Origin of the sequence: Gordonia westfalica, assembly GCF_900105725.1 — a bacterium.
Classification (GTDB): Bacteria; Actinomycetota; Actinomycetes; order Mycobacteriales; family Mycobacteriaceae; genus Gordonia; species Gordonia westfalica.
On record NZ_FNLM01000034.1, the window covers coordinates 3548201 to 3570766 of the forward strand.

Annotated in this window: 21 protein-coding genes and 3 pseudogenes; 12 read left to right on the forward strand and 12 right to left on the reverse strand. The window is 67.0% G+C overall.

From position 1 onward, the window contains the following. Window positions 1-25: 25 nt before the first annotated feature. From BLU62_RS21795 to BLU62_RS21810, 5 genes and pseudogenes are all read right to left on the reverse strand, one after another. Window positions 26-1397: pseudogene (locus BLU62_RS21795) on the reverse strand (IS30 family transposase). A 95-nt stretch (window positions 1398-1492) separates the two neighbouring features. Continuing rightward, a complete protein-coding gene (locus tag BLU62_RS21800; RefSeq protein ID WP_280141552.1) occupies window positions 1493-2311 on the reverse strand; it encodes a TIGR03857 family LLM class F420-dependent oxidoreductase in 819 nt (272 codons plus the stop codon). A gap of 71 nt (window positions 2312-2382) precedes the next feature. Continuing rightward, window positions 2383-2607 (reverse strand): annotated as a pseudogene (locus tag BLU62_RS34415) (TIGR03857 family LLM class F420-dependent oxidoreductase); the annotation flags it as partial. A 28-nt stretch (window positions 2608-2635) separates the two neighbouring features. Continuing rightward, complete coding sequence (locus BLU62_RS21805) at window positions 2636-4375, reverse strand: PEP-utilizing enzyme (protein WP_084811856.1); 1740 nt, start codon at window positions 4373-4375, stop codon at window positions 2636-2638. A gap of 4 nt (window positions 4376-4379) precedes the next feature. Further along, window positions 4380-5321, reverse strand: coding sequence for a hypothetical protein (locus tag BLU62_RS21810; RefSeq protein WP_244278283.1), 942 nt, complete (start codon window positions 5319-5321; stop codon window positions 4380-4382). A 328-nt stretch (window positions 5322-5649) separates the two neighbouring features. Here BLU62_RS21810 and BLU62_RS21815 point away from each other — a divergent pair, with 328 nt between their 5' ends. The 4 genes from BLU62_RS21815 to BLU62_RS21830 all read left to right on the forward strand — a co-directional run bounded on the left by BLU62_RS21815 (window position 5650) and on the right by BLU62_RS21830 (window position 8370). Next, window positions 5650-6669, forward strand: a complete 1020-nt coding sequence (locus BLU62_RS21815) for an LLM class flavin-dependent oxidoreductase (protein ID WP_074852042.1) — start codon at window positions 5650-5652, stop codon at window positions 6667-6669. A gap of 376 nt (window positions 6670-7045) precedes the next feature. Next, entirely contained in the window at window positions 7046-7420 is a 375-nt protein-coding gene (locus BLU62_RS21820; protein ID WP_139180060.1) for a DUF732 domain-containing protein, read from the forward strand. Window positions 7421-7672: 252 nt separating this feature from the next. After that, window positions 7673-8026, forward strand: a complete 354-nt coding sequence (locus BLU62_RS21825; protein ID WP_074852044.1) for a DUF732 domain-containing protein — start codon at window positions 7673-7675, stop codon at window positions 8024-8026. A gap of 11 nt (window positions 8027-8037) precedes the next feature. Beyond that, on the forward strand, window positions 8038-8370 hold the full coding sequence (locus tag BLU62_RS21830) for a hypothetical protein (protein WP_074852045.1): 333 nt from the start codon (window positions 8038-8040) through the stop codon (window positions 8368-8370). A gap of 88 nt (window positions 8371-8458) precedes the next feature. On the opposite strand, the gene BLU62_RS21835 is transcribed toward BLU62_RS21830, so the two are convergent. From BLU62_RS21835 to BLU62_RS21855, 5 genes are all read right to left on the reverse strand, one after another. Continuing rightward, window positions 8459-9208 carry a hypothetical protein gene (locus BLU62_RS21835; protein ID WP_074852046.1) on the reverse strand — a complete coding sequence of 250 codons (750 nt, stop codon included), beginning with the start codon at window positions 9206-9208 and terminating at the stop codon, window positions 8459-8461. Window positions 9209-9240: 32 nt separating this feature from the next. Further along, window positions 9241-10197: an MlaD family protein gene (locus BLU62_RS21840; RefSeq protein ID WP_074852047.1), complete on the reverse strand. Its 957-nt coding sequence runs from the start codon at window positions 10195-10197 to the stop codon at window positions 9241-9243. A gap of 79 nt (window positions 10198-10276) precedes the next feature. Continuing rightward, on the reverse strand, window positions 10277-11218 hold the full coding sequence (locus tag BLU62_RS21845; protein WP_244278285.1) for an MlaD family protein: 942 nt from the start codon (window positions 11216-11218) through the stop codon (window positions 10277-10279). After that, window positions 11215-11808 carry a hypothetical protein gene (locus BLU62_RS21850; RefSeq protein WP_074852048.1) on the reverse strand — a complete coding sequence of 198 codons (594 nt, stop codon included), beginning with the start codon at window positions 11806-11808 and terminating at the stop codon, window positions 11215-11217. Before BLU62_RS21850 ends, BLU62_RS21845 begins: the two co-directional genes overlap by 4 nt. Beyond that, entirely contained in the window at window positions 11768-12592 is an 825-nt protein-coding gene (locus BLU62_RS21855; protein ID WP_244278286.1) for an MlaE family ABC transporter permease, read from the reverse strand. Before BLU62_RS21855 ends, BLU62_RS21850 begins: the two co-directional genes overlap by 41 nt. A 470-nt stretch (window positions 12593-13062) precedes the next feature. Between BLU62_RS21855 and BLU62_RS21860 the strand changes: the two genes are divergently transcribed. From BLU62_RS21860 to BLU62_RS21875, 4 genes and pseudogenes are all read left to right on the forward strand, one after another. Next, window positions 13063-13383 carry a putative quinol monooxygenase gene (locus tag BLU62_RS21860; protein WP_055476271.1) on the forward strand — a complete coding sequence of 107 codons (321 nt, stop codon included), beginning with the start codon at window positions 13063-13065 and terminating at the stop codon, window positions 13381-13383. Between the two features lie 190 nt (window positions 13384-13573). Further along, window positions 13574-14766, forward strand: a pseudogene (locus BLU62_RS21865) (thiolase family protein). Further along, a complete protein-coding gene (locus tag BLU62_RS21870; RefSeq protein ID WP_074852049.1) occupies window positions 14759-15424 on the forward strand; it encodes a TetR/AcrR family transcriptional regulator in 666 nt (221 codons plus the stop codon). The pseudogene BLU62_RS21865 and the gene BLU62_RS21870 overlap by 8 nt, the downstream one beginning before the upstream one ends. A gap of 54 nt (window positions 15425-15478) precedes the next feature. Further along, window positions 15479-16630, forward strand: a complete 1152-nt coding sequence (locus BLU62_RS21875) for an acyl-CoA dehydrogenase family protein (protein ID WP_074852050.1) — start codon at window positions 15479-15481, stop codon at window positions 16628-16630. Between the two features lie 91 nt (window positions 16631-16721). Here BLU62_RS21875 and BLU62_RS21880 read toward each other — a convergent pair whose 3' ends face one another. Next, entirely contained in the window at window positions 16722-17606 is an 885-nt protein-coding gene (locus tag BLU62_RS21880) for a LysR family transcriptional regulator (RefSeq protein WP_074852051.1), read from the reverse strand. Window positions 17607-17803: 197 nt separating this feature from the next. Here BLU62_RS21880 and trxA point away from each other — a divergent pair, with 197 nt between their 5' ends. Both trxA and BLU62_RS21890 read left to right on the forward strand, forming a co-directional pair. Next, on the forward strand, window positions 17804-18166 hold the full coding sequence (trxA, locus tag BLU62_RS21885; RefSeq protein ID WP_005199050.1) for a thioredoxin: 363 nt from the start codon (window positions 17804-17806) through the stop codon (window positions 18164-18166). Window positions 18167-18265: 99 nt separating this feature from the next. Then, window positions 18266-19240, forward strand: a complete 975-nt coding sequence (locus BLU62_RS21890; protein ID WP_074852052.1) for an EamA family transporter — start codon at window positions 18266-18268, stop codon at window positions 19238-19240. Here the strand turns inward: BLU62_RS21890 and BLU62_RS21895 are convergent. Then, entirely contained in the window at window positions 19237-20331 is a 1095-nt protein-coding gene (locus BLU62_RS21895; RefSeq protein WP_074853112.1) for an alpha/beta hydrolase, read from the reverse strand. The two genes, BLU62_RS21890 and BLU62_RS21895, sit on opposite strands and share 4 nt — an antisense overlap. Window positions 20332-20406: 75 nt before the next feature. Here BLU62_RS21895 and BLU62_RS21900 point away from each other — a divergent pair, with 75 nt between their 5' ends. Both BLU62_RS21900 and BLU62_RS21905 read left to right on the forward strand, forming a co-directional pair. Continuing rightward, window positions 20407-21708, forward strand: coding sequence for a MurT ligase domain-containing protein (locus tag BLU62_RS21900; RefSeq protein WP_074852053.1), 1302 nt, complete (start codon window positions 20407-20409; stop codon window positions 21706-21708). Then, complete coding sequence (locus BLU62_RS21905; protein ID WP_074852054.1) at window positions 21705-22427, forward strand: type 1 glutamine amidotransferase; 723 nt, start codon at window positions 21705-21707, stop codon at window positions 22425-22427. The genes BLU62_RS21900 and BLU62_RS21905 overlap by 4 nt, the downstream gene beginning before the upstream one ends. The last annotated feature ends 139 nt before the right edge of the window (window positions 22428-22566 follow it).

Consider the following 22566-nt stretch of genomic DNA (forward strand, 5'->3'; position numbering starts at 1 on the left):
TAGGGGTCCTCGCAACACCGGTTGGTTAGACGGGTACAAGTAAATCACGCAGACGCTCGGCTGGGGTTGTCCAGTCGAGCGTTTTGCGTGGTCGACTGTTGAGTCGTTGGGCGACGAGTTCGAGGTCTGCGGCAGTGTGCACCGACAGGTCGGTGCCCTTCGGAAAGTATTGGAGCAGTAGCCCATTGGTGTTCTCATTCGAGCCTCGCTGCCAGGGTGAATGCGGGTCACAGAAGTAGACGGGCACATTGGTAGCGATGCTGAACTGCTTGTGGGCGGCCATCTCGCAGCCCTGGTCCCAGGTCAACGATCCCCGCAGGTGCTCGGGCAGAGAACCGATCAGCGGGATCAGTACGTCACGGACTGCTTCGGCCGTGTGCTCGCCGGGTAGATGACCGAGGAGCACATAGCGAGTCGAGCGTTCGACCAACGTCACGATGGCTGATTCCGACCGGCTGCCGACGATGAGGTCACCCTCCCAGTGACCGGGCACAGCCCGATCCTCGACCTCGGCCGGTCGATCGGAAATCATCACCATCTCGTCGACGAACCGGGTGGTGCGTCGATCTGGGGACCGGTGAGGTTTGCGGTGGGTGCGGCCGGTGCGTAACGCGTCGGCGAGTTCGCGGCGCAACCCCCCGGGCTTGGACGTAGATCGCCTGATAGATCGTTTCGGTACTCACTCGCATCGCCTCGTCATCGGGGAATTCGATGATCAAAGTGTGACTGATCTGTTCGGGAGACCATTGCTCGGCGAGTTTGTTCGAAACGTAATCCCGCAACGGTCCACCGACCGCCAGCTTGGAGTCTTTTGGTCGTAAACGCGAACTTGCCCAGTCTCTTTGGGCTCGATGAGGGCGATACACCCCAGAAACGGAGTAGGCATCGATTTCTCGTTTGATCGTCGATGCCGGCCGACCCAGCTGGCGCCCGATCTCCCGCAGCGAGTCGCCGGCGCGACGCATGTCGGCGATCTGTTCCCGCTCGGACAAGGTGAGAAACCGAGGATGCAGTGGGGCTTCGATCCGGGCCAGTGACGGTCGCGTGTCAACAGTGGTCACACCGGTCTTGTAGTCGATCCGACGGCCATCGGGGTGGAGGCGCGCGTTGCCGATCTTGCGGATCCCTTTATCCCAGTCCCGGGCGGTGCGGATGTGCACTCCGACTTGCTTGGCAGCCTCACGGCGGCCGACACCGGCAGCGCGCAGCGCGTCATAGCGAGCGCGTCCTGGATGCCCGGAAGTGCCCCGTTTGCCGCGACCACGTAAGCCGGCTCGACGAACCCACCCATATGCCGTGGCACGGTTGACTCCCACACTGCGCGCCGCTGCTGTCACGTTGCCGTATTCACGGTCCAACGCCTCGAAAAACAGCTCCTTCAACTCCGCAGAAACCATGATCCCCGCAACTCCCTGATAGCCAGGGTGTTGCGGGGATCACTAGAACCCAAGGTGAGTCGCGGGGACGTTGTCGATGGTCGGACCGTTCGGCGTCACACCGGGGAGATCGCGGGCTCCTTCGTCTCCGCCCACAGCCGGGCCAGTGCCGCGTTCTGACCCGGGGTGCTGCCATAGGTCGCGACCTCGTCCGCGCCGGCGTCCCGATACGACCCCAGGGCGGTCACGCAGTTCGACGCCGAGCCGAAGGCGCAGGAGTCGTCCATCCACGAATCCGGTACCAGGCGCGCCGGTTCCAGCAGCTCGCGGCGGTGGAATGCGGTGTCCACCAACTCGTCCCCCGCCTGCTGCCGAACCTCTTCCAGTGCGGTCCGCAGGCGATGCACCGGTCCCGGATCCCATCCGTTCACCGCCGTCAGGGCGTCGCCGTACTGCTGGGCCTGTAGATAGGTGACGGCACGGGCGTGCGCGAGCGTCCGGGTCTCCTCGTCGCCGAGATCCGGCGCGGTCACCACGCACTGGACGACCCGCAGGCTCGCCGGGTCGCGGTTGATCTGCTCACACGCCTTCCGGAGTCGCGCAACGCTTCCCGCGGTGGCCTCCGGGGTCATCATCGGCGGCAGGATCACCCCGTCGAATGCGCGCGCCACCGCTGCCGCCGCCCGCGGCATACCGAATGTTCCGTACCAGACCTGCGGGGCCGGGCCGTCGTAGACGTCGCCGAGCTTGATCCCCTCATATCGGCCGGCCGGACCGTCGTAGGACACCTTCTCGCCACGCCACAGCTTCCGGAGGATGTCCACGTAATCGCAGATGCCGTCGAAGCCGGCCGTCCGGAGTCCCTCGTGCCGGAGATACGCGCTGTCACCGCGCCCGAGACCGAGGATGAACCGTGGACCGAACGCCGCGTGCATGGTGGCCCGAAGGCCGCCATGTGGAGGACGTGACGGCGGGCCGGGGAGACGAGACCGGTTGCCAGACCCACTCGTTCGGTCCGCGCCCCCACCGCGCCGAGTACCACCGCGGCCTCCTTGAGATTCCAGCGTTCGGAGAGGAAGACGTTGCGGAAGCCGAGACGCTCGGCCTCCTCGCCGTCGGCGATGCCCTGGGGGACGGTCCGGACCTCCGTCTCGTTGCGCCGGCCCTCGGGCAGAGTGGATCTGACCCGGCCGGCGATGAGGTAGGCGCTGAGGTCGTCGAGCTGGGTCATCGGCGTGACCTTTCCGGTGGTGAGGGGTTCATTGCGGTGCCAGGACCTCGACCGTGCCGGCCGTGCCGTCGACGCGGACGAACATGCCGTCCTTGAGTTCCGTTGTGCCGGACCGGGTGTTGGCAACGCAGGGCAGTCCCAGTTCCCGGCACACGATGGCCGCATGACTCATCGCGCTGCCGACATCGGTCACGACGGCTTCGGCGAGTGGGAACAGTGATGCCCAGCCCGGGTCGGTCGCCTTGCAGACCATCACGGTGCCGTCCTCGATCTCCGCGTCGTCGAGGTCCCGGATGACCTGGACCCGTCCCTGCGCCACCCCGGCGCTGACACCGAGACCGGTCAGCGTGCGGATCTCCGGGGTGTCGCCGGTGGCGGCGGCCCCGGTGTCGTCGGCGGCCCCGGTGCCGTCGGCGGCCCCGGTGCCGTCGCTGTCGTCGGTGGTTCGGGGGGCCGTCGAGACGACCGGTTCGGGTGCGCCGTGCCAGACATGAGGGAGGTCGATCGCGCTGTACGCGTCGTGGTCGAGTCGCCGGCGGGCCACCAGATCGGCGTAGTCACCGGTCCGGCGGGAGGCGAGTTCGTCGATGGTGAGGAAGAAGACGTCGCCCGGCTCTGCCAGCACCCCGGCGTCGGCGAGCTGTCGCCCGATCGACCGCGCCGCCGCCCTGGTGACGTCCACGCCGCGCAGGATGTTCGCCCGTCCGGTCTCGCGCCAGGTCGGCACCTGGGAGGCGAACCCGATCAGGGCGGAGGCGAGCCGGCGCCGGGCCGGGCTCAGACCGGCGTGGAGGCGTCGGACGGCCTCGTCGTGCTCGCGCCGGCGCCGAACGACCAGATCGTCCACGTTCTCGGCGTCGGCACGCGTCCGATATCTCGCGGCGAGGGCGGTCACCATCGTCGAATCCTCGCGCCAGACAACTGAATCGACGAGTCCCTCGCGCGGCCCGTGATAACCGTGGCGTCGTACGAAACCGTTGACGTCGATCTCGTCTCGCGAGAGTCGCCACAGGTCACGGACCAGTTCGAACTCGGCGGTGCCCTCATCGCTCTTGATCAGTTCCCCACCGGATGCGAGTCCGGCCGACTCGGCCAGATTCTGAACCTGACCCATGAGGCCCTGCGCCGCCATCGACAGCGGCATGTGCACCGAGAGGCCCTTCTCGAACATGTCCCGGGCCTCCACGAGCGCCGCGGTGGCCTCGTCGAGGCCCGCGGCGTCGAGTGCGAACGCGCGGCGTGACCACCATCGCTCGCTCTCTTCCGCGAGCGCAGGCAGCGCCCTGATCGCCCGGCGCAGCGCAACGGGGAACTTGACCGCGACGATCGGGTAGCGGCGCATCTTGGCCCATCCCCGCGGTTCCGGGAGTCCGCCTGCCTGAACAGATCCGAACAGCTGCTCCTCCATCATGGCGGCCGAACCGCCGGGCACGTGGGCGGCCATCTGACCCATGTTGTCGACGTTCGCGATGGCATGTCCGTGAGCGACAGACAGGAACCGCAGGTCGACATCGTCCGGTATCTCGCGTGCGGACCTCGGCATGACACCGAGGTCCACCCAGCAGTCGCGCATGGTCTGTTCGGTCGGCGGAAAGTACAGCGACCATGTCATCGGAGTGACGATGCCCGGCAGTCCCTCGTCGACATTCGCTGTCGTCCAACGCAGTCGGCGCCCGGGAACATGTACCGGGCTCGCCGCGAGATCCGCGGTCGGTCCGGGTGTCGGTCGGGGTGTCGAGGCGTTCTCGACCACTGGTGATCCGGTCATGTGTTCAGCGCTCCTCGGGAGATGGGAGTTGGGATGGGCGGTAGTCGCGTTCGAACACCCCGTAGCCGACGTCACCGTCGGGCGCGGTGACCCGGACGGTGGACTGGGTGATCACGAGGGCGTCGTGCTCGGTGTCGCGAGCGACGCCGTTGATGTTCTCGTTCGGGGCGAGAAAGGTCAGCGTGTAACCGTGCAGCCGTTCGCCTTCCAGTTCGAAGGGCCCGTCCTCGGTGGTCATACGCAACGAGATCTGCCTCGGCTCGTGCGTCCGGAAATCGTCCAGCCCGGTGCAGTGCACATCGCCACCGGTCTCGGCACCGGCCGGGCCGAACACGGTGAAGACCCGATGGTCGACGGTGCCGTCGACCCGCCAGTTCACCAGTCCGTTCGCGACCCGTCCGGTGTCGGGAAACACGACCACGAAGAAATGCAGGCCGCCGAGCCTGCCGACGTCACGGGGTCCGCTGGAGTGATCTCGAGCCGCAACGCCCTGGATGTCCCAGCTTTCCGCCCCGGCGCGAAGCGAGCCGACCGCGCGGAATCCCTGGGTGTGGTGCAGTGCCGCCCAGGAGAGGTCATGGATGCCGAGCGCACCGTGCATGTCCCACACCGGTGCCGCCGCCTCGATGTCGATGTCGAAGGCGAAAGCCCGGGCCGGACCCGCGCCCGATGCGCCGGTCGCCATCCGGCCCAGGTCGGTCTTCTCGCCGGCGCCGTCGAAGGTCAGGCGCCAGGCGCGGAGCGGTTCCACGCAGGTGACCCGGAGGTTCCCGGTGGCCGGTCCCCGATCATCAGGTGCCCGTCCCCAGGATCTGTCGACCAGCAGCCGGCCGTCGGGCAGCATCGCGATGACCTGGGCCCACCACAGGTCAGGGTCGTCCGGCCAGCGCCCGCAGTGGATGAAGACGCCCACCTCCTGCGCGGGCGACCAGATGTGAAAGAACATCGTCTCGCTCCACCCCGGCACATCGATGGGAACCCCGTGAAGCAGATCCGCGTCGGGATTCACGCGAAAGGGGTTGTCTCCATGCAACAACTGCGTCGGCGAGTTCGCCGTGCCCGTGCTGTTCATCCGATCCAGTCCGCCTGTCCGCCGGCGATTCCCGGTGCTGATCCGCTCGCGAATTCCGGCTACTTTTGAATTGCGACTAAATTTCTCGACGAACCATACAGCGTATAGTCAGATGTGACAAGGGTCACGGACGAGCATGGCGCGGATCGGCACCGTCGTCGCCCCCGGGGAACAAAACGGACCGGGGTATCATTTACCGACCATGAAGAAGATCGGTTTCCTGTCGTTCGGCCACTGGTCGGACTCCCCTGGCTCCCAGGTCCGCTCGGCATCGGACACGCTGCTGCAGTCCATCGACCTCGCGGTGGCGGCCGAGGAGCTCGGCGTCGACGGCGCCTACTTCCGCGTCCACCACTTCGCCCGGCAGCTCGCGTCGCCGTTCCCGCTGCTGGCCGCGATCGGCGCCAAGACCAGCCGCATCGAGATCGGCACCGGCGTCATCGACATGCGCTATGAAAACCCGCTGTACATGGCGGAGGACGCGGGTGCGGCAGACCTCATCGCCGAAGGTCGCCTACAGCTCGGCATCAGCCGCGGATCGCCCGAGCAGGTCATCGAGGGCTACCAGTACTTCGGGTACGTCCCGCCGGAGGGCTCCACCGACGCAGACATGGCCCGCCAGCACACCGAGGTGTTCCTCCGTGTCATCGAAGGCGGCGGTTTCGCTCGACCCAACCCGCGTCCGATGTTCCCCAACCCGCCAGGCCTGTTGCCGGTCGAGCCGCAGTCACCCGGCCTACGTGACCGCATCTGGTGGGGCGCCGGCACCCGGGCCACCGCGGAATGGACTGCCCAGCAGGGTATGAACCTGATGTCGTCGACGCTGCTGACCGAGGACACCGGAGTCCCCTTCCACCAGCTCCAGGCGGAGCAGATACACCGCTTCCGCAAGACCTGGGCCGACGCCGGTCACCCGCACGAGCCACGAGTCTCGGTGAGCCGCAGCATCTTCGCGCTCGTCGACGATCGCGATCGTGCGTACTTCGGCCGCGGCGGCGAAGAATCCGACCAGGTCGGTGTCATCGACAACACCGTCGCGAGGTTCGGACGCAGTTACGCCGACGAGCCGGACAAGCTGATCGAGCAGCTGCGTGAGGACGAGGCCATCGCAGCCGCCGACACCCTGCTGCTGACCGTCCCCAACCAGCTCGGCGTCGAGTACAACGCGCACGTCATCGAGTCGATCCTCACCCACGTGGCGCCGGCCCTCGGCTGGCGCTGACCGCTCTCGACAAAATGCGGGGTAAGCGCACATGGCTACCCTCATGCGTAGCTTGCGTGCACTTTCGCGCATCCCGAGTCAGGTACCGTGACCAGCCCCTCGGATTTCAAGAGCAGGTCGCCCTCCCAGCGACCTCGAAGTCGGTTTGGCAGATCGAAACCAAGGCCCAGCCGCACGGATCGTGTCACGGCTTTCCAAGTACGCGAAGCGCGCCCAGATGCCGGAGTCTGCGGCGTCGGAGGTATGTGCGGCGTTCGATTCATCAGATGAACCATTCGCTCGACCTCCAGCTTTGTCCCCCGAGCGGGATACGATGCGGCTGCAGTTGAATCGTTCGACATGCCCATCAGCTGCAGGCGGTCGCTTGGAGACGAAAATGGCCACACTCTCTTGCTGGCGCGGCGGACTCACCTTCGTTGTAGTCGCGGTGGGTATTGCGATGGGTGCCGGTGATGCGTCGGCGGCCCGTGACGACTATCTGGCCACGCTCAAGTCGAACGGGATTTACGTGTCGACACCTGGAGCCGCGCCGTGCTTCGACTATCCGGACGACGGGGTTAATGGCTGCAGCAAACGATTCACCACCGCAGAAGATGCATTGAGCACCGGCTATTGGGTCTGCCGCGAGTTGCGTACAGGCCGCTCATCATCTTCGATCGCGGACGCTCTGCACATGGCCGATGGACTGTTCCTGAGCAAGAGGAACTCCGCCATCGTCGTCAACACCGCGAAGGCAGAACTCTGCGTGTGAAGACCGTCGTCCCTGATCTCTCGGGGTGTCGGAGAGTATCTGCGACCGCGCCGGGAACATGGGCAGTCCAGATCGCATCGCCCCGGCGACACCTTCGACCTCGAGATCACTTCAGGTGGAGTCGCGCGCGTATCGCCCAGTGTCCTCGGCCCGCAACGCCTTCGGTCACGACGTTGTTGTACTCAGCCGCCAGCACCTTCGAGCGGCACTGCGGATTACATCCGGCGCGCAGCCCGAGAAAGGAAAGACATCATGAGAAGAGTCATCACCGGGCTACTGGCCACAGCGATCCTCGGCATCGGGCCGCTCGTGGGCACCGGGGAGGCGTCAGCCATCACCCCCGCGGAGCAGCAGTTCGTCAACAAAGCGCGGACTCTGCCTACTGCCGCCTGGCCAAACAGCCGATACACCACTGACGCAGAGATGGCGGCAGGCGGGTACCGAGCCTGCCGCGTCATGGACCGATACCGCGACACTCAGGTTGCCGAGCGGATCTACTTCAATCCTGACGGCAGCTACCAGCCCGCCTACGAACAGCGATTGTTCCTGCTCTACGCGACCCAAGACCTTTGCCCTCGCCACGCTTATCGCTATGAGAACTTTTGAGGAGATCACTGATGGCCAAGAAGATTCTCGTCGGACTACTTCTGGCGGCAGCAGTCACTGGCACCGGCGGTGGCATCGGCGGCGCCTCGGCAGCACCCACATCGGTACAGCGCGAGGGCGGGCCTTGCTACAAGCATGAATTCGGCAAGGACTCTGCCGACGGGAAGCTGTACTGCTCTGCTGAAGGTGACGGGATCTGGCGCAGCTATGCCGTGACTCGAGCACCCAAGGTCCACATCGGCACCTCCTGTCCTACGCTCGGCGCGCGAGCCATGGTGTATCAAACCGACGGCATCGCGACCTGCCGACAATCCAACAGCGCCGGATTGCGGTGGCAGTGGTAGGGGCGCACCGCACCACAGGAAATCGGTCTCGACTGTCGCGCTGGTTCCAACTACCGCTTCTGCTGGGAACCCGCGATTGTGCGTGAGGTCAGTTACCCGGCTGACCGGGCAGACCGGCGCCGAGACCACCGACGTCGGTGATGGTCCAGCCGCTGGCCTTGTCGAGGGTGATGGTGTAACTCGCGGTGGCGGTCACCCCGTCCGGCGTCTGGCGGCTCTTGGAGTCCATGTCGACGAACACACGCACCACATACTGGTTTCCGTCCGAGTGGGCGACGGTCGCGGCCAGCTTCTCGGCGGTCGACACGTACTGCATCTGGGTGAGCAGCGGCGCAACGACATCGACCGCGGTGCTCATCTCCTTGAGCTGCTGGGTCACACCGGTCTCGAGCGCGGTCCGCCACGCGTCGATGTCCTGGTAGTCGACCTTCGACACGTTGAGCGCGTAGTCGCCGGCCACCTTCTCCGCCTCGGCGTCGGTCGCGATCTTGGTGTTGACTGCAGCGAGCTCGTCGGCGGAACCATCGGTGGCCCAGAGGATTCCGAAGACGGCTGCGAGAACGACGGCGATCGCGGCCACCGCCGAGACCGCGATGAGCGGGCGACGTGTGACTGGCGCGGCCTCGGACTTCTTGCCCGACTTGCCCTTTCCGCTCTTCTTCTTGCCGTTCTGGGCCGACTTGTTCTTGGCCGACGCGCTCTTCTTGCCGGCCTTGTCCTTCTCGCTCTTGTTCTTCTTGGGCTTCGCCTCGTCGAGGGCCACCGCCGATGATGCAGTGACGGCGGACGTGCCCTCGGCGTGGTCGGTGCCTGCGGCGGTGTCGTCGTGCTGGCTCATCGGTACTCCTTGCACTGCTTGCGGTTCTCGGATCATGATCCCGGAGCGGTCAGGGTGACGCGCAATCGGTCGCCGGGAAGGGAATGGATGGCGTGGTCGAGGAGGTCGGCCAGGTCGATCATCCCGACGAGCGGACCGGACGCCTGCGTGATCGGACGCAGGGCACCCCCGAGCGCGAGAAGATCGGGGGAGAGCTTCTCCAGCACCTCGACGAGTTGCTGCTGTTCCTCGCGCCACGACCCCATGACCTCGCGTCCCCTCAGCTTCCGGGAGGCGAAGAACAGGTATTCGTACGAGACACCGAGCGACTCGCCGAACTTGTCGAGCTGCGGCGGTGCCGAGACCATCGCCTGCTTGAGTTCGTCTGTCTTGGAGAGAATGTCGGTCATGTGATCGGTCAGCGCGTCGAGGTGCCCCTGGCGCGAGGTGAGTGTCATGAGGAGCAGGTCTGCACCGCGTCGGACAGCAGGAGTCACAGTCGACTCGACGCCGGTCACCGACTGCGAGAACGTGTCGATCAGGCGCGTCACGCGTTCCGGTTCCACCTGTTCCAGCATCTCCGACGAGTCGCCGAGCAGCTGCGCCACCGAGGTCGGTACCTCCACCGTCTGCGTCAGGTGTGCGTCGTTCTCCAGGAAAGGACCGGTGTCGGAGTTCGGCATGAACGCGAAGACCGGTTCGCCCAGCGACGACAACTGCTCGACCTTGAGGTCGGTCTCCACCGGGATGCGGTAGTCGGCGTCGTAGGTGAGTCGCACCTGGACTCCACCCGGACGGCCGGTCACCTCGTCGACCTGCCCGATGTTCACCCCGCGGTAGACGACGTCGGAACCCGCTGTGAGGCCGGAGGAATCGGTCAGGTCGACGGTGATGCTCGTGTGCGTCCGGGTCGGGTCGACCGCCAGCACACCGACGACGAGATAGCCGACGCCCAGTACCGTCGTCAGGACGAGCGCCATCGCCGACGCCCAGCTCGGTATACGGCTCATCGCACGGCACCCACCATCTTGAGCAGCATGAAGGCGTTGGCGCTGACATCCTGTTTCGCGATGCTGACCTGCTTGATGTTCACGTTGGGGCCCAACAGGAACGGGACCAGCTTGTCTTCGTCAACGACACCGCGGTGGCCGCGTTTCCGTTGAGTTGGTGCGCGCTCGGCGACGGTTCACGGATCAGCGGCGCGATCTGTTCCAGATTGGCCCGCACGTGCGGGAGACGCGGGATCAGCCATTCGAGGCCGGTGGTGAGCGTGTTGACGTCGATCACGACGTTGAGCACGGCGGTCATGAACTGCGGGACCCGCTCCAACCGGCTGCGCGCGTGGTCGGAGAACATGAACCCGAGCTGGTCGCGCATCTCGTCGAGCCGCCCGGTCAGACGGGCGGTGGCGTCCAGGGTCCGGTCGAGGGCGGCCATGTTGGAGGCGGTCTCGTTCAGTGCGGCCGAACCGAATTCGGCCACTCCGCGAAGCTCGGCGACGTCGTTCGGCAGGGTCTTGTTGAGTTCGGCGATGGCGTCCTGCAGGCGGGTCATGCTGCCCGCGTTGACGAAGTCGGCCATCCGCGCCAGCACGTCCTCGATCTGCGGGCCGCGGTCGGTGTCGGCGAGCCCGATGACGTCGCCGTCGGCCAGGCTGACCGGTCCCACCTCGGCCGGCGGGATCAGCGCGATGTAGATGTCGCCGAGCACCGAGGTCTGCCGGAGTTCGGCGCGCGTGCCGCGCGGCAGTTCGACGTCGGAGCTCACCTCGATGTGCGCGACCGCCGACTCGTCGCTCAGCGTGATCGATCGCATCGAACCGACCTTCGCGCCGTTGCTCCGGACCTCCGCACCGGCGGGAAGGCTGAGCAGCGAGGCGAATTCGAGGTCGATCCGGTAGGTCGGGCCACCGACTCCCGTGCCCGGCATGACGTAGTTGCTCGGGTTGAACGAGCACCCGGCGCACAGCACGACCGCGGCGACGATCATCGCGAGCAACCCGGTCAGGCGTCGAGGCGACGGGCGGTTCATCGATGCCCTCCCAGGTCGGCGAGAAAGAGCTGCGGCAGCGGCACGGTGATCATCTTCGACGACGCGGCCTCACAGCGGCTGCCCGGAATCTTTCTGAGCAGCTCACACATCCCGCCGGCATCGGTGCTGACCACCTGGGCCCTGGGTGCTCGATAGTCCACGCCGACGCCACGGCCGGGACCCTCGAGCATCGCATGCAACATGGTCAGGATCGCGGGAATCCGTTGCAGCAGTTCGGGCGACTCCTCGGTCTTGGTGCGCACCATGCTGACGATCGGCACCGAGGCGTTGAGAACGTCCATGAACAACGGGAAGTTCTGATTGAACAACCGGTCGAGCGGGTCGAGTGCGTTGGCGAGCTTCTCGACGATCATCTTCACCAGGCCGAGCATGTACTCGATGAGGGACAGGCCGGGACCGAAGATCTTGATCGTCGTGGCGACGTTCTCCCAGTCCGCAGCCACGAATTCGGTGAGTTCCGAACTGTTCTCGATGAGTGTGCCGAAGTCGCGCATGAACGTGTCCGGCGACTCCATCAGACTGCCGAGCTCACGCAGTTGCGCGTTGATCGCCGGACCGAGACCGGCCATCTCCTGGTCGGCGCCCTTCAGCAGAGCCTGGAGCGGCGCCGGACCGGACTCGTCGGCGGTGGTGATCTGCAACGCCCTTGGGACCGCCCTTCGCCTCGAGTCCCCGATGACAGGCGATGGCCGCCACGACGAAACCGAAGATCACCGCCTTGCCGAGGCAGATGAGCAGGTCGGTGATCGACGCGAAGCTGCCGAACGACAACCAGTACGAGCCGGGCGCGACGCCCTGTCCGATGGCGGCGACGGCGAAACTCGACAGGATGCTCATCAGGATCACGAGCACCGAGAGCGCCGGCGCGACCACGGACATGGCCACCAGGCGAGGGGCGACGAGGCGCTGATGCGGGTCGATGCCCATCGTGCGAAGAGCATCGATCTCGTCGCGGATCGTCCTCGCGCCCAGGTCCGAGGCGATGGCGGAACCACCCGCACCGCCGACGAGGACTGCCGTGGCCAGCGGCGCGATCTGCTGCATGACGCCCATGCCGCCGACTGCGCCGGCCATCGAGTTGGCGCCGACGTTCGACGCGACGCTGCCGATCTGGACCGCGATCACCACTCCCATCGGGATGGAGATCAGGATCGCCGGCCAGAGCGAGACCGAGACGAAGAACCAACCTTGAACCAGGCTCTCGCGCAGCGGGAATCGGCCGGTCGCGATCTCCGCGACGGCGATCGCCGACGACCTCGTCGTCATCCGGACCAGGCGCCCGAACGTCCGGACCGATCCGAGCACGTAGGTGACGGGCCCCGAACGACCGAACCCGATGCTCGCAGTGCTCACGACCACCCCGTCACCCCGCGCTATGACACTTCCCCGGTACGAAATGTGACCGAACGCACAAAGCATAGGGAGCGGGGATTCGGCCGGGCAAGCCAGCTAAGTCGCGTGACAGAACATTCGGCGGCGGAAACTGACCGCCGAGTAGATGTGACCGCCCACACGTTCGAACCGCCTTGGCCGCACCGTTTTTCGGTTCTCACCGGCCTGGCCTGCGCGTTCCCGACAAGGCCGGCCGTGCGACACGGGCGAAATCCGACATCATGCGTAGTCACATCGAACCCTCAACTGTGTTGTCCGTCTCATTTCGCCGCAGAGGCCGCATCGGCTCACCACAGGCGGGCCGGGAGAACGCCGGCGCCGGCCGGGCGAGTGGACACCGACAGCGGAACCGGGGTCGGCGAAACCGCCACACGAACCGACGACGCTCCCCTAACGTCACGACAACATCCCCCACCTCTAGGAGCCCATTCATGTCCGAAGTGATCGTCGTCGCCACCATCTCGCCCAAGCCCGGCGAGGAGCAGGCCGTCCGCGATGCGGTGCTGGCCGCCATCCCCCAGGTGCACGGCGAGCCCGGTTGCGGGAAGTACGCACTGCACGAAGCCACGGGCGATTCGACCGATCTGGTGATGATCGAGCGTTGGGAGTCGTTCGAGGCACTGTCCACGCACGGCAGCGCGCCGGCACTCACCGAGCTCGGCAAGGCCATCGGCCCGCTGCTGGCCGGTCCGCTCGACGTGAAGACGTTCTCCGCCGTTCCCGCAGGCGACACGGACAAGGGCGCGATCTGACGCCCTGACCCGTCGATGCCCTCGCCCGGATGGACCCGGGCGAGGGCATCTGCGTTCTGCCGAATCTCGCCGAGCCTGTTGCTTCGCCCGCACGCCGCGTGCTACACCGGTATAACGATCGTTAGATAAAGTGACGTGGGCCATGCTGATCCCGCACGCGGTCGCGACACCACACCCGGGAGGAACCTTCATGCCAGAAGCCGTCATCGTCGACGTAGTCCGCCTCGCCTCCGGAAAGGGCAAGCCGGGCGGCGCCCTGTCCGAGACCAAGCCGGTCGAACTGCTCGCCCACGTGCTGCGTTCGCTCGTCGAGCGCAACGACTTCGACCCGGCTCTCGTCGACGACGTGATCGGCGGCTGCGTCGGACAGGCCGGCGAGCAGGCACTCAACATCTCGCGTTCGGCACTGCTGTCGGCCGGTTTCCCCGAGTCCGTCCCGGCGACGACCGTCGACCGTCAGTGCGGGTCGAGCCAGCAGGCCGCCCACTTCGCCGCGCAGGGCATCATCGCCGGCGCCTACGACATCGCCATCGCCGCCGGTGTCGAGTCGATGAGCCGCGTCCCGATGGGATTCTCCACCGCCGGCCGCAGCCCGTACGGACCGAGCATCGAGGCTCGCTACCCGAAGGTCTTGTCAACCAGGGCATTTCGGCCGAGCTCGTCGCCGCCAAGTGGAAGTTCGATCGTGACGCCCTCGACGCATTCGCCGCCCAGTCGCATCAGCGCGCCGCGGCCGCCGCGGCCGACGGCTTCTTCGACCGCGAGATCCTGCCGATCGACGTGGCCGACGCCGAGGGCGCGATCTTCACGCACAAGGTCGACGAGACGGTGCGCGCCTCCACCACCGCCGAGGGACTGTCTGGTCTCAAGCCGTCGTTCTACAACGAGGATCTGGCGAAGCGGTTCCCCGAGATCAACTGGCACATCACGCCGGGCAACTCCTCGCCGCTCACAGACGGCGCGTCGGCGGCGCTGATCATGAGCGACACGATGGCGTCGAAGCTGGGACTGACCCCGCGCGCCCGCTTCCACTCGTTCTCGGTCGCCGGCGACGATCCGATCTTCATGCTGACCGCCCCGATCCCCGCGACCCACAAGATCCTGGAACGTTCGGGTCTGTCGATCGACGAGATCGACGCCTATGAGGTCAACGAGGCGTTCGCGTCGGTGCCGATGGCCTGGGCCCACGAGTTCGGTGCCGATCCGGCCAAGCTGAACCCGCGCGGTGGCGCGATCTCCCTGGGGCACGCACTCGGCTCCTCGGGTACCCGCCTGCTGAGCACCCTGGTCAACCACCTCGAGGCCACCGGCGGTCGCTACGGCCTGCAGACCATGTGCGAGGGTGCCGGCATGGCCAACGCCACCATCATCGAACGTGTCTGAGGCGGCCAAAGCCGCTGCTGCCAAACGGTTCACGATCGACACCGAGGGGCTGGACTGGCGGCGGCGCGACAACGTGCCGCTGCCGGCCACCCTCGACGCGGCGAAGCGCGCGTTCTACGAGCGCGGGTTTCACGGGACCTCGATCCGCGACATCGCGTCGCGGGCCGGGGTCTCCCTGCCGACGCTGTACTACCACCACGACAACAAGCTCGGCATCCTCGTGGAGCTGCTCGAAGCGGCGATGACCTCGGTCCTCGCCTGGGTCGGCGCAGCGATCGAGGAGGGCCGCACGCCGAGCGAGAAACTGTCGAACGCGATCGAGTCCATCGTCCTGCACATGACCAGCGATCTCGAGCTGGCCAGCGTCGCAAGCGAATTCCGTCATCTCGATCCGGAGGACCCGCGGCGCGAACCGTACATCGCGATGCGGACCGAGACCGAGAACATGCTCGCCGACGTCATCGAGGCGGGCCGGGAATCGGGCGAGTTCCGGTTCGACGAGGACGTCAAAGACGTCCTCCGCTACCTGTTCGGCGCCTGCCAGGCGGTCACCACCTGGTACCGCCCGTCGGGTGCACGCACACCCGCCGAGGTCGCGGCGTCGTACGCCCTGATCTCACTGCGGGTCGTGGGTGCGCGGAACGCCGACAACGACTGACCCGACGATCCAGACTCACGACCGATTCCAGACTCACGACAAGGGAGAAAAGCCATGAAACGCACCATCTTCGAAGCCGAGCACGAGGCCCTGCGCGAAACCGCGCGCCAGTTCCTGAACCGCGAATGCCTCCCCTACAACGACGAGTGGACCAAGGCCGGCCAGGTCGATCGTGAGATCTTCAAGAAGGCCGGCGACGCAGGCCTCCTGGGCTTCAACATCCCGGAGGAGTACGGCGGCGGTGGCGCGATGGACGACTTCCGCTTCAACGCGGTCGTCGTCGAGGAGTTCGCCAAGTTCGACGGTGCGGCTCCCGGGCTCAGCCTCCAGAACGACGTCGTCGCACCGTACTTCGTCCACCTGGCCAACGACGAGCAGAAGAAGCGCTGGATGCCGGGCATCGCCACCGGTGAGACGATCCTCGCCGTCGCGATGACCGAGCCGGGCGCCGGCTCCGACCTCGCCGGTATCAAGACCTCGGCCAAACTCGAGGGCGACCACTACGTCCTCAACGGCAACAAGACCTTCATCTCGTCGGGCATCAACTCCGACCTCGTGGTCGTCGTGTGCCGCACCAACCCGGACCCCGAGGCCGGCCACAAGGCGTTCTCGCTCCTCGTCGTCGAGCGCGGCATGGAGGGCTTCGAGCGCGGTCGCAAGCTCGACAAGATGGGCCTCAAGGCGCAGGACACCGCCGAGCTGCACTTCAACAACGTGCGCGTCCCGGTCGAGAACCTGCTCGGCCAGGAAGGCATGGGCTTCTACCACCTCATGCAGAACCTGCCGTCCGAGCGGCTGTCGATCGGCATCGGCGCCATCGCCGGCGCTCGCGCGATCTTCGACGAGACCCTGCAGTACACCAAGGACCGCAAGGCATTCGGCCGCCCGATCGGCACCTTCCAGGCGAACCGTTTCACGCTCGCCGAGATGGCCACCGAGCTGGACATCGCCGAGGTCTACATCGACCGCTGCCTCCAGGGCGTGCTCGACGGTGAGCTGAACGCCGTCGATGCCTCCAAGAACAAGTGGTGGTGCACCGAGCTCGCCAAGCGCGTCATCGACAGCTGCCTGCAGCTGCACGGCGGCTACGGCTACATGAACGAGTACCGTGTGGCCCGCGCCTACACCGATGCCCGCATCCAGACGATCTTCGGTGGCACCACCGAGATCATGAAGGACATCGTCGGCAAGAGCCTGGGCGTCTGATCCCACAGCACGAACGAAGGCCGGTGGCTCACGCGAGAAGCGTGGGCCACCGGCCTTCGTCGGTCACCGACCGTGATCGGCACTGTCGGTGTCACCGACCGTGATCGGCGCCCGCGGCCATCAGCAGCTCGACGACCTGTGCAACCGCGGTCCGGGAGCGCGGCCGCGCCAGTGCCTCGTACACGCGCGCCGCGCGAACACCCTTGAGTTCCAGTCGCTTCACGCCCGGATGCCGAACCGCGAACCGCGGCATCAATGCGATCCCGTGACCGCCGGCGACGAGGGCCTCGATGGTGGTGAAGTCCAGCATGCGCTGCGTGACCCGTGGCGCCACCCCTGTGACCGCCGAAATGGACTGCAGCACATCGTCGACCGGGAAGCCGCCCTCGACACTGATCCAATCGTGTTCGGCGAGCTCGGACACGACCACCTCGTCGGCCTCGGCGAGCGGACTGTCGACGGGCACGATGACATCGACCGGCTCGCGCATCAGTTCGGCGACCCGCACGCGCGACTGATTGACCGCGGGTGTCCGTTCGTCCCGATGGGTCACGACGATGTCGAAGTCCGCGAGAGCCGGTGCGGCATCGGGGTATCCGACGTCGAGATGGAAGGCGTGCACCTCGATCCCCGACTCGGCGGCGCGATCGAGGACCGTCGGCAGCAGCAGCGTCGAACCGGACGGGAACATCGCCAGCCGCACCCGGGCCTTGCCCGACCGATACGACGCCATCTCCTCCTGGGCCCGATCGACTGCCGCGATCACCTCGTCGGCACGCAGCACCAGCGCGCGGCCCGCCTCGGTCAACCGGATCCGCCGCCCGTCGGGCTCGAACAACGGCACGCCGGCCTCGTCGGCGAGGACCTTGAGCTGCTGCGACACCGCCGAAGGCGTCATGTGCATCGCGTCGGCGACCGCACCGATGGACTCACGATCGGCGAACTCACGCAGCAACCGCAGCCTCCGGACCTCCATGGGGTCAAGGTACCGACATACTGGTCATCAGGCCTGCTGCTCAGGATCGAAATGAGGTCGCGTGCGACGTCAACCCGGCCATACGACATCGGTCGATATCGCGGCCCCCGATCGAAGTCGCACGCGACTTCGTTTGTGACGCTTGCGTCGCACATCACCTGCGGAATGTCTCCGGCCCCGAAACGGTTGTTGAGACCATGGCAACACAAGACGTAACCCTCGAAACCTTCCAACCCACCATCGAGGCCGATGGCATCGTGCTGCTCGATTTCTGGGCGAGCTGGTGCGGCCCGTGCCGCATGTTCGGCCCCGTGTTCGAGAAGGCCTCCGAGGCCCACTCCGACATCTTCTTCGGCAAGATCGACACCGAGGCGGAGCAGCAGCTCGCCGGAAGCCTTGGCATCCAGTCGATCCCGACGCTGATGGCCTTCCGCGACGGCATTCTGGTCTTCAATCAGCCCGGCGCGCTCCCGGCCGCACAGCTCGAGGAACTCATCGGCGCGGTCGAGGCACTCGACATGGACGACGTCCGGGCGAAGGTCGCCGCCGCACAGCAGTGACCCGCTGACGCACACACGCGGAATCGTTCAGTAAATCTGAACAATCCTTCCGTTTAAATTCGATTGTCCTTCATCGCGCGGCCTCGGACGATAGTGTGCATGTCCACTCGTGATCGATTGCTCGCCCTCTGTGTCGTGTTCTTGTGGGGACTGAACTTCGTCGCGATCCACTTCAGTCTCGAACACTTCCCGCCGTTCTTCCTCGCTGCTCTGCGCTTCGCGGTCATGGCGATCCCGGTCATCCTGTTCGTGCGTTTCCCGAAAGTCCGCCTGAAGTGGTTCCTGCTGTATGTGGCGGGTTTCGGAACCGTGCAGTTCATGTTCCTGTTCCTCGCGATGAGCCTGGGCATGCCGGCCGGGCTCGCCTCGCTGGTGCTGCAGACGTCTGCTCCGTTCACCGTGGTCCTCGGCGTGCTGTTCCTGCGGGAACGGATGACGGTCGCCCAGGTCGTGGGCCTGGTGGTCGCCGTCGGCGGCATGGGTCTGATCGCCTTCGACCGGGCCACCGGCAGCGACGTCGGCGTCGCCGCGCTCCTCCCCATCGGGCTCACCATCCTCGGTGGCCTCAGCTGGGCCATCGGCAACATCGGTGGCCGTCTGGCGCAGCCCGACGATTCGTTCCGCATGACGCTGTGGATGTCCGTCGTCGCTACTCCACCGCTGTACCTGGCGAGCCTGATCATCGAGGGTCCGGCCGCGGGCATCGACTCACTCATGACGATCGGCACCGAGACCGGCCTACGTGCCCTCGGCGGACTCGCCTACCTGTCGGTCTTCGGCACCCTCATCGGCGCGGGCCTGTGGACGATGCTCCTGAGCCGCAACGACGCGAGCCGGGTGTCGCCGATGTCGCTGCTCGTGCCCGTCGTCGGCATCAGCGCATCGTTCGCCTTCCTCGGCGAGGTCCCGACCGCGGGCGAGATCGTCGGTGCCGTGATCGTCGTCGCAGGCTGCGCGGCCGGTGTGATGGCGCGTCCGCGGTCACGCATGCGGCGTCGTGCAGCCGCCGGGACACCGACCCCGAGCAGGACAGCCGACCTCGCCGGCGTCGGTGCGGGTACCCCCGACCGTTAGCCGGCGATCGACTCCCGGCCCGACGGCGGCGCCTCGTCGAGCGCTCGCCGGACCTCGGCACACATCCGGTCGACCGCGGCGCGGGCGCCGGGGCTGATGAGGGTCATGTTGATGAACCCGTGGATCAACGTCCCCTCACGTCGCAGCGAGACGGGAACTCCCGCTTCCTCGAGCCGCTTCGCGTAGGCGAGGCCCTCGTCGCGCAGCGGGTCGAATCCGGCGACGATGACGTGCGCCGGCGCGAGCCCGCTGAGGTCCTCGGCGAGCAGCGGCGAACACCGCGGGTCGGTGCGCTGTTCGACGTCGGGCACGTAGCGGTCGTTGAACCAGTGGATCCCGTCCAGGCTCAGGAAGTACCCGGACGCGAACTCACGACGCGACGGGGTCTCCGCGGTGGCATCGGTGACCGGGTATATCAGCAACTGGAAGATCGGAGTGATCGGCTCGTCGCGGACGAGTCGGGCCACCACGGTCGCCAGATTCCCGCCCGCGCTGTCACCGGCGACCACGATGCGCTCGGGATCGACGCCCCACCGTGGCGCCATGTCGACGGCGAAATGCCAGGCGGCGACCGCGTCGTCGACACCCGCCGGGAACGGATTCTCCGGCGCGAGCCGGTACTCGACCGAGAGGACGTCGAGTCCGGTTCCGTGAGCGAGCCGGCGCACGAACGTGTCGTGACTGATGCGACTGCCGGTGACGAAACCACCACCGTGGAAGTAGACGATGACCCCGTCCGAGTCGATCGACGACCGATAGCGCGTCGCCGGGATCGGGCCCGCCGGACCATCGATGACCAGGTCTTCCTCCACCGCCATCGGCGGTAGGTTCTCGGCCATCGCGGCGCCGAGTTCGTCCGTCTGGGCCCGCGACTGGTCGACCTCGCCGGCGAACGGGTCCGAGCCGGGGACATGGTCGGTGGCCCAACCGACAGCAACGAACTCCGGGGCCACCCGCTCACCGTCGGAGTTGACCGGCGCCCGCCGGCCGAGGACCGCCAGTGCGGTTTCGGGAATCCTCGCCGCGGCGAGCAGGACGCCACGCTGGATACGCGCGGGCAGGGACAGACGCAGATAGGTGTCGCGGCTCACAGTCGCCGAGCCTACTTGCTGTTCGACGGTCGGCACGAGCAACCCGGACATCCGCCCTGTGGAACACTCGTGGCCATGCCCGACCGTCCATCGTCTGCCGGATCCGCATCTCGCCGGAGCACACGCGTGCCTGCCCGCACCTCGGTCGCGCTGGCCGCCGCCGCGGCGGCTCGCTGGGCGTCGCGCACCGCGGGGCGCGGCAAGGGTTCGATGATCGGCGGTCTCGTCGCCGCCAAGATCGATCCCGACATCATGCGACGCCTCGCCGCCGGCAAACACACCGCGATCATCACCGGCACCAACGGCAAGTCGACGACGACGCGGATGACCGCCGCGGCGATGGCCGAGCTCGGCGAGGTCGCCACGCAGGCCGACGGCGCCAACATGGACGCCGGCATCATCGCGACCCTCACGCTCAGTCGCACCGCCCGGTTGTGTGCTCTCGAGGTCGACGAACTGCACGTGCCGCACGTCAGCGATGCGGTGGACCCCGAGGTGCTGGTCCTGCTGAACCTGTCGCGCGACCAGCTCGACCGGGTCGGCGAGATCAACATGATCGAGCGCAGGCTCCGCGAGGGCATCGCCCGGCACCCCTCGACCACCGTCATCGCCAACTGCGACGACGTCCTGGTGACCTCCGCGGCATTCGACGCCCCCCACGTGGTGTGGGTGGCCGCCGGCGCGAGCTGGGTCGGCGACTCGGTGAGCTGTCCCCGCACCGGCGAGCCGATCGTGCGGTCCGAGGACGGATGGCGGTCGACCGGCGACGAGAACTTCCGACGCCCCACCCCCGACTGGTGGTTCGACGACGAGAACATCTACGGCCCCGGAGGCTTCTCCGCTCCTCTGAGTCTCGCCGTCCCCGGGCGGGCGAACCGCGGCAACGCGACCCAGGCGGTGGCCGCCGCCGTCGCGATGGGCGCCGACCCGGCCAAAGCCGTCGCCGCGGTGGGGACCGTCGGCGAGGTCGCCGGACGCTACGGCGTCCACCAGGTCGGAAATCATTCCGTCCGTACGCTTCTCGCCAAGAACCCGGCCGGATGGCAGGAGGCGTTGTCGATGATCGACCAAGACGCCGACGGTCTGGTCATCGCGGTCAACGGCCAGGTTCCCGACGGCGAGGACCTCTCCTGGCTCTGGGATGTGCGATTCGAGGCCTTCGAGACGATGCAGGTGGTCGCGGCCGGCGAGCGCGCCGCAGATCTCTCAGTACGTCTCCTCTATGCGGGAGCCGAACACACCACGATCCCCGATCCGATGGCCGCCATCGCCTCCTGCCCGCCGGGACGCGTCGAGGTGCTCGCCAACTACACCGCGTTCCGCGATCTGGGGATCGCCATGGAACGCGCGGCACGCGCACGGAAGGGCGAACAGTGAGCGAGTCGACGCTGCGCATCGGGCTGGTCCTGCCCGACGTCATGGGCACCTACGGCGACAGCGGCAACGCGCTCGTCCTCAAGCGCCGCGCCATCATGCGCGGCATCGACGCCGAGGTCGTGCACATCACGCTCGACGACCCGGTTCCGGACTCCCTCGACGTCTACACCCTCGGTGGCGCAGAGGATTACGCGCAGCGACTGGCCACCCGGCACCTGACCCGTTACCCGGGTCTCCAGCAGGCCGCCGCGGCGGGACGCCCCGTCCTGGCGATCTGCGCAGCCATCCAGGTGCTCGGACACTGGTACGAGACCTCGGCAGGTGAACGCGTCGACGGCATCTCGCTGTTCGACCTGGCCACCGCGCCGCAGGAGAAGCGCAGCATCGGCGAACTGGTCACCGAACCGACCCTCGCCGCCCTCACCCAACCGCTCACCGGCTTCGAGAACCATCGCGGCGGAACAACATTGGGCGCTGACGCCAAGCCGCTCGGTCGTGTGAAGCACGGCGTCGGCAACGGTGTCGGCGACGGCACCGAGGGCGTCGTGCAGGGCAGCGTGCTCGGCACCTACATGCACGGTCCGGCGCTGGCTCGCAATCCGGAGCTCGCCGATTACCTCCTTGCAACCGCGATGGGCGTCGAATCGCTTGCGCCGCTGGACCTCCCGGAGGTCACCCGGTTGCGCAAGGAACGCCTCGCGGCCGGGCGTCGGCGGTAGGAGCAGCCCACCGCCGGTGAGCCGGCGCCGAGCGCAGCAAGGACCCCCTCCGCCGGTTGAGCCGGCACCGAGCGCAGCGAGAACCCCCACCGCCGGTTGAGCCGGCACCGAGCGCAGCGAGAACCCCCACCGCCGGTTG